This window comes from Acinetobacter stercoris (assembly GCF_900323515.1).
GTDB lineage: Bacteria > Pseudomonadota > Gammaproteobacteria > Pseudomonadales > Moraxellaceae > Acinetobacter > Acinetobacter stercoris.
This window is the reverse complement of sequence record NZ_OOGT01000209.1, coordinates 1-6,730: the sequence shown is the minus strand read 5'-3', so window position 1 is coordinate 6,730 and position 6,730 is coordinate 1. Positions and strand designations below refer to the sequence as shown.

At 35.9% G+C, this 6,730-nt stretch carries 9 protein-coding genes; 8 read left to right on the top strand and 1 reads right to left on the bottom strand.

The genetic code is table 11. From position 1 onward, the window contains the following. Window positions 1-51 precede the first annotated feature (51 nt). Window positions 52-516, top strand: coding sequence for a heteropolymeric bacterioferritin subunit Ftn (ftn, locus tag KPC_RS16590; RefSeq protein ID WP_121975463.1), 465 nt, complete (start codon window positions 52-54; stop codon window positions 514-516). 76 nt (window positions 517-592) lie between these two features. On the opposite strand, the gene KPC_RS16585 is transcribed toward ftn, so the two are convergent. Continuing rightward, window positions 593-1,174, bottom strand: a complete 582-nt coding sequence (locus KPC_RS16585; protein WP_121975462.1) for a peroxiredoxin — start codon at window positions 1,172-1,174, stop codon at window positions 593-595. A 132-nt stretch (window positions 1,175-1,306) separates the two neighbouring features. Between KPC_RS16585 and KPC_RS20465 the strand changes: the two genes are divergently transcribed. From KPC_RS20465 to bioD, 7 genes are all read left to right on the top strand, one after another. After that, window positions 1,307-1,462, top strand: coding sequence for a hypothetical protein (locus tag KPC_RS20465; RefSeq protein ID WP_171334528.1), 156 nt, complete (start codon window positions 1,307-1,309; stop codon window positions 1,460-1,462). Window positions 1,463-1,481: 19 nt separating this feature from the next. Beyond that, window positions 1,482-1,994, top strand: a complete 513-nt coding sequence (locus KPC_RS16580; protein WP_121975461.1) for a DUF2247 family protein — start codon at window positions 1,482-1,484, stop codon at window positions 1,992-1,994. Further along, on the top strand, window positions 1,991-2,713 hold the full coding sequence (locus KPC_RS16575; protein WP_121975460.1) for an alpha/beta hydrolase family protein: 723 nt from the start codon (window positions 1,991-1,993) through the stop codon (window positions 2,711-2,713). Before KPC_RS16580 ends, KPC_RS16575 begins: the two co-directional genes overlap by 4 nt. 86 nt (window positions 2,714-2,799) lie before the next feature. Continuing rightward, entirely contained in the window at window positions 2,800-4,095 is a 1,296-nt protein-coding gene (gene bioA, locus KPC_RS16570; RefSeq protein ID WP_121975459.1) for an adenosylmethionine--8-amino-7-oxononanoate transaminase, read from the top strand. Further along, the gene (locus KPC_RS16565; RefSeq protein WP_121975458.1) at window positions 4,092-5,249 is read left to right on the top strand and encodes an 8-amino-7-oxononanoate synthase; all 1,158 of its coding nucleotides are present in this window, start codon (window positions 4,092-4,094) and stop codon (window positions 5,247-5,249) included. Before bioA ends, KPC_RS16565 begins: the two co-directional genes overlap by 4 nt. Further along, entirely contained in the window at window positions 5,249-6,034 is a 786-nt protein-coding gene (gene bioC, locus KPC_RS16560) for a malonyl-ACP O-methyltransferase BioC (RefSeq protein WP_121975457.1), read from the top strand. Before KPC_RS16565 ends, bioC begins: the two co-directional genes overlap by 1 nt. Beyond that, window positions 6,031-6,672 carry a dethiobiotin synthase gene (gene bioD / locus KPC_RS16555; protein WP_121975456.1) on the top strand — a complete coding sequence of 214 codons (642 nt, stop codon included), beginning with the start codon at window positions 6,031-6,033 and terminating at the stop codon, window positions 6,670-6,672. Before bioC ends, bioD begins: the two co-directional genes overlap by 4 nt. Window positions 6,673-6,730 lie beyond the last annotated feature (58 nt).

Genomic DNA, 6,730 nt, shown 5'->3' with positions numbered 1-6,730 from the left:
ATTATTAATAAAACTTGTCCATAATACTGGAAAAGGTATGGAGAAATTGAAATGCGTGGCAATCCAGAAGTCATAGACTATTTAAATATGTTGATCGGTGGCGAACTGGCTGCTCGTGATCAATATCTTATACACTCACGTATGTACGAAGATTGGGGCTTAGGTAAAATTTACGAACGTATTGATCATGAAATGCAGGAAGAAGCATCTCATGCGGACTCACTGATTCGTCGCGTATTATTTTTGGAAGGAACGCCAAATATGAATCGCGATGACATTGAAGTTGGTACAGATGTCGTTTCATGCCTTAAAGCTGACCTTAAACTTGAATATCACGTACGTGAAAAATTGGCACAGGGTGTCAAACTTTGTGAAGACAAGGGCGACTTTGTAACCCGTGAAATGCTTCGTCAACAAATGAATGATACTGAAGAAGATCATACCTATTGGTTGGAAAAACAAATCCGGTTGATTGAACTGGTGGGTTTACAAAACTATATTCAATCACAAATGTAAGCATCAAGATTCAGTTAAATTTTTAAATAACTGAAAATAAAAAAAGCGCATAATGATTGCGCTTTTTTTATTGGTTTTATTGTTTGACAGTACTTTTAAGTTTTTGAATATCGGCTAATACTTGTCCAGCATGTGTTTGAGTATCAACACTTGCATAATGATAAACAATAACCCCTTGTGGATCGATCAGAAAAGTCTCTCGTTTTGCAATTTTGACCAAACCTAGATTACGTACAATACCCAATTGTTCAGCGAGTTTATGATCATTATCTGCAAGTATTGGGAATGGTAGTCCCAATTTTTCGGAGAATTTTTGATGAGATTTTACGTCATCCAGACTGACACCTAAAACGACAGCATTGTTTTTAATAAATTCTGGATAGAGTTTTTTAAATTCATTGGCTTCCTGAGTGCATCCAGGAGAGTCATCTTTAGGATAGAAATAGAGGACAACCCATTTGCCTTTATAATCTGCCAGTTTATGTGTTTTGCTGTTTTGATCTTGTAGATTAAACTCAGGAGATTTCTTACCTATCCATTGTTTCTGGTTTTGGTCAAATTTAGAAAATATTGAATTTTCTGCATAACTAATTGAATTAAAATAAAATACTGTGCTGAGACAAAGTAAACCGATACGCAAAATTGGGGGATATTTCATATGATCCACTTTTATGAATTATGATGTGGTTTGATCTTAGCAAAGTTTTAAATTTTACTGGAAGTGGAAATCATCCTTTGATGTAAGATTATACGACAATGCTAAATGATGCTTTAAAATAGAGAGAAATAAATGGGTATAGGCGCTGTTTTAATTAAGCTTAAGGCAAATTTGTTAGATAATGCAAAGCTTTGGAAAGGAGAAGTTGAAGAGAGAAAATCGGAAACAATAGAAACACTAAAAGTAGAAGGTATTTCCTTCGGAGCTATTAATAGATCTGGACAATAATGCGCTGTCGTTAAAATATATGAATTTTTCAATAAATATTCCCATAAAAATACTTTCTATTTTTAAGCTAACTTGGGCCGAATTATATTGGGCATATCAAAAAGAATGGTTAAAACATGAAACCATTTTGTTATACGCTGAGATGAATTTAAGTGAAAAATCTCTTTATTTTGAAAATGAACTTGATCTTGTTTTGTGTGGGGAAAAGATATGGTTGGGTGATTTTGATAAAAAAATTGAAGCTCTCTCCAGGTTTGATGCAGAACTAAACACAGATAAATGGCTTTATATTGTAGTTTATTATTGTTATCAAAAATTTGATACTGAAGATTTACCAGAGATCATTGAAAAAATTTATGAGGAATTTCAATATTGTGAAGAGCTAATGCATTGTATAAGTTATATGCCTGCGTTGGAGAGTGATCAAAAAAACAAAGAGTACATTGCGGCAAATTTTCAAGAAACAATAAAGTTTAAGATAGAAGAATACCTTGTAAAATACCAGGATCAATTTATGGAACAAAAACTGTGAAAATTTTACTGATTACAGGTTGGGGTGGTGGAACAAAACTGTTGTATTCACTAAAAGACGTACTTGTGTCGAATGGTTTTGATGTCAAACTCATCAATATATTTAATGCCTATGACGAGACAGTTCTCGCTCATTATACCAGTCTGGCTCAAGACTATGATGTGATCATGGGATGGTCATTGGGAGGTCAACTGGCAACTGTATTGGTTGATCAGATTCAACGCCAATTTCAACAACAAAAAGTTTTGATTACTTTGGCTTCAAATCCATGTTTTGTTGAAAATTCTGAATGGCAGCCTGCAATGTCACAGGAAACGTTTATCAACTTTAAACAGTCCTTTGAGCACGATGCTATTGCCACATTGAAAAAGTTTGGTTATATGGTTTGTCAGGGTGTTGCAACCAGTAAAGCAGACTTCATAACCTTGCAAAGTTTGATTGAACCGCAACAACTTACTTTACTGGAACACGGTTTAGTCTTGTTAGAGAAGCTTAATCTTGTAGATATCCTGAAAAACTATCAAGGATTTCAGTACCACCTATTATCTGAACAAGATGTTTTAGTTAATTGCAAAGTTTCGGTAAAACTTCATCAATTAGGCGCAAAGTTTTTAGATGTAGATGTGATTTCTGGTTCACATGGATTTCCAGTTTTTCAGTCGGCACTGGTAACTGACAAAATCTGCCATTATTTACAGAAAATAAAACAATCTCATTAATATTTGGCTGATCTCGCAATTTCTTTTTCATCTCTTGCAGTTTAAGATCAAAAAAATAAAATTTTGATGTGTCACTGGAGTTAAGGATGACTGAATTAAACGATCTGCAATTTGATCAGCAGCATATTTGGCATCCCTATACTTCCATGCTCAATCCACTGCCTACATTTAAAGTAAAAAAAGCCTGTGGAGCAATGATTGAGTTAGAAGATGGTCAGCAACTGATAGATGGGATGTCATCGTGGTGGTGCGCAATTCATGGTTATCATCATCCAGAGTTAGATCAAGCAGTATGTGAACAGTTGGAAAATATGTCACACATCATGTTTGGAGGTTTAACTCATCAACCTGCAATAGACTTGGCTCGTTTATTACTCAGCATCACTCCACCGACTCTGGACAAGATTTTTTATGCTGATTCTGGTTCTGTCGCAGTAGAAGTTGCTTTAAAAATGGCTGTGCAATACTGGACTTCACAAGGGAGTCCTCAGAAGACTAATTTTGTTACTCCTCGTTCTGGATATCATGGCGATACATGGAATGCCATGTCTGTTTGTGATCCTGTAACGGGTATGCATCAAATATTTGGAAGCAGTTTGCCTAATCGTTTCTTTGTTTCAGCACCACAAAGCAAATTTGATCAGGTATGGGATCAAGCTGATATTCACGAATTAGAACAATTACTGGCTGAACAGCATCAGACCATTGCAGCACTTATCTTGGAGCCCATCGTACAGGGCGCGGGAGGAATGCGCTTTTATCATCCAGAATATTTACGTCAGGCAAAACAACTATGCGAACAATATAAAATTCTACTCATTTTTGATGAAATTGCGACAGGGTTTGGTCGAACTGGCAAGTTATTTGCTTGGGAGCATGCAGGGGTAGAACCTGACATTATGTGTATCGGTAAAGCTTTAACTGGTGGTTATATGACTTTATCTGCAACCCTGACATCAACTCATGTTGCTGAAATGATTAGTTTTGGTGAGGCAGGGGTATTTATGCATGGCCCAACATTTATGGCGAATCCCTTAGCGTGCGCTGTCGCATTAAAAAGTACCCAACTCTTGCTATCTCAAAACTGGCAAGCTCGTATTCAAAGCATCGAATCCCAGTTAAAAGAACATCTACAGCCTTTGTCTCGGCTTGATTATGTCAATGATGTTCGAGTTTTGGGTGCAATCGGGGTGGTTGAATTAACTTTCAATGTCGATATGAAAACTTTACAACAACAGTTTGTAGAAAAAGGAATCTGGATTCGTCCTTTCGGAAAACTGGTTTATGTGATGCCCCCGTATGTTATTTCAAAACAGCAATTAGATACGCTGTTAGAAGCAATGGTTAATGTTGTTGAAGATATGCAAGAGGTTGTGGCATGAGTCTGCTAGAAAAGTATGAAAATGAGCTACAACGATTAAAACAACAGGGAAATTTTCGTGGTTTTAGATCAAATGTTCAACAGGGTAAATATATCACCATACAAGATCACCAGATGTTAAATCTGTCTTCAAATGATTATTTAGGCCTGGCTTCAAATGTTTTGCTCCGGGAAGAATTCTTTGATCTGGTTCCAAATGAGCAACGAGTAATGAGTTCGGCCTCATCACGATTATTGACAGGTAATTTTCCTGAATATGAACAACTGGAACAAACCTTAAGTCACGCATTTCATGGCCGTGCGGCACTGCTTTTTAACAGTGGTTATCACATGAATATCGGTATATTGCCAGCAGTAAGTGATAGTAAAACTTTAATTCTGGCTGATAAGTTGATCCATGCCAGTATGATTGATGGTATTCGCTTATCTCATGCAAAATATGTTCGTTATCGTCATAATGATCTGCAACATTTAGAAGCGTTATTGGAAAAATATCAACGGGATGAAAGTATTGAGCAGATCATCGTCGTGACTGAAAGTATCTTTAGTATGGATGGCGATGAGACCGACTTGGCAGCTTTGGTTCAACTCAAGAATAAATTTTCAAATGTAATGCTTTATGTTGATGAAGCGCATGCAATAGGTGTCCGTGGTAAAAAGGGTTTGGGATGTGCTGAGCAATATGGTGTGATGAGTGACATTGATTTTCTGGTTGGTACTTTTGGAAAAGCGCTAGCCTCAGTCGGTGGATATCTGATTTGTCACCCGATCATTCGTGAATATCTAATTAACAAAATGCGGCCATTAATTTTTAGTACGGCTCAACCACCGATTTCTATGGCATGGACTAATTTTATTTTTCAGAAAGTCTTATTGATGCAACAATCACGTGATGATTTGGAGCATTTGAGTGATTATTTACAAACTCAGGTAAAAGAGAAAGGCTATACATGTCCATCTACAAGCCATATCGTACCCGTTGTTATTGGTGATTCTAACCAGACTATCTGCTTAGCTCAAAGGCTTCAAGATGTAGGTTTTTATGTAATGCCAGTACGTCCCCCAACTGTCCCTCAAAATAGTTCAAGACTACGTATCTCTTTAACTGCGCAAAACAATCAAGCAGAATTAAGTGCTTTGCTGGATTTACTTTGATGGATGATTTAATCTTGAAAATTAATAAATCACAGGTTGCACAACGTTTTGCAAAAGCATCACAAAGTTATGATCAGCATGCTTTTGTACAAAAAGACATTTGTTATGCCTTGATTGGGTTAATGCGCCGTTTTATGCAATATCAGTCTCTTGAACGGGTATTTGAGATAGGTTGTGGTTCTGGAAACTTAACACAACTTTTATTGCAAAATTTTAAAGTCAATCAGCTATTTTTAAATGACATTTATCCTGAAGTACAACAGCATTTTCAAATTCAGCAAAATCTGGATTTTTATATTGGTGATATTGAACAGATTACATTTCCAGAAGGCCTTGATCTGATTTGTTCTAGTTCGGCATTACAGTGGGTCGAAAATCTGGATCAGATTTTTCAGAAAGCCAATACAGCATTAAATTCAGAAGGTTATTTTTGCTTTTCAACATTTGGGTTAGATAATTTAAAAGAGATTAGATTGTTGACGGGGCAAGGATTGGACTATTTAGCACTAAGTGGCATTCATGACAAGCTTCTACAGCAAGGCTTTGAAATATTATATTTATCTGAAGAACATAAAATATTAGGTTTTGATCAGCCTAAAGATATTTTGAAGCATCTTAAAGCAACTGGTGTGACCGCAACAGCATCAGGTCATCGTTGGACAAAAAGCTCGTTGCAACAATTTAATCAGGGTTATCAACAGTTTTTGTTTAAAGATGTTGGAAATCAATTGAAATATCAACTTACCTATCATCCAATTTATTGTATTGCCCGGAGGGGAGTATGACCGCACCTGTTTATTTTATTAGTGGTATTGATACAGGAATTGGCAAAACTTATTCTACGGGTTTTCTTGCAAAGCAAATGAATGCACAAGGGATTAAAACAATTACGCAAAAGCTGATCCAGACGGGTAATACTGATGTTTCAGAGGATATTGAACAGCATCGCAAAATTATGGGAATGGGATGGTTTCCTGAAGATGAAACTAAACTGACCATGCCTGAAATATTTACTTATCCAGCTTCTCCGCATTTAGCAACTGAAATTGATCAGCGTGAAATTGATTTTAAAAAAATAGAATCTGCTACGGAAGTTCTACGTGAAAAGTATGATGCAGTATTGCTTGAAGGGGCTGGTGGTCTGATGGTGCCTTTAACAAGGGAATTGCTGACTATAGATTATATTTTTCAAAAAAAATTTCCTGTAATTTTAGTGAGTTCAGGACGTTTGGGAAGTATTAATCATACATTGTTAAGCTTGGAAGCTCTTAAATTACGTAATATTGAGCTCTATGCCCTTGCATATAATTTAAATGATGAGTCCAAAGATGAGATAATTTCTAAAGATACGTCTGATTATTTAAAAGGATATTTAACTCAACATTTTCCACAGGCTAAATGGATTGATGTACCTGTTATTTAAGTGTTGTATTGGAATAAAAAAAATTCATAATTAGAAATAATAAAATTAAATATTTTAA

Bases quoted from the DNA above. Each gene is read 5' to 3' on its own strand.
- ftn (WP_121975463.1), top strand. From the start codon at position 52: ATGCGTGGCAATCCAGAAGTCATAGACTATTTAAATATGTTGATCGGT.
- KPC_RS16585 (WP_121975462.1), bottom strand. From the start codon at position 1,174: ATGAAATATCCCCCAATTTTGCGTATCGGTTTACTTTGTCTCAGCACA.
- KPC_RS20465 (WP_171334528.1), top strand. From the start codon at position 1,307: ATGGGTATAGGCGCTGTTTTAATTAAGCTTAAGGCAAATTTGTTAGAT.
- KPC_RS16580 (WP_121975461.1), top strand. From the start codon at position 1,482: ATGAATTTTTCAATAAATATTCCCATAAAAATACTTTCTATTTTTAAG.
- bioA (WP_121975459.1), top strand. From the start codon at position 2,800: ATGACTGAATTAAACGATCTGCAATTTGATCAGCAGCATATTTGGCAT.
- KPC_RS16565 (WP_121975458.1), top strand. From the start codon at position 4,092: ATGAGTCTGCTAGAAAAGTATGAAAATGAGCTACAACGATTAAAACAA.
- bioC (WP_121975457.1), top strand. From the start codon at position 5,249: ATGGATGATTTAATCTTGAAAATTAATAAATCACAGGTTGCACAACGT.
- bioD (WP_121975456.1), top strand. From the start codon at position 6,031: ATGACCGCACCTGTTTATTTTATTAGTGGTATTGATACAGGAATTGGC.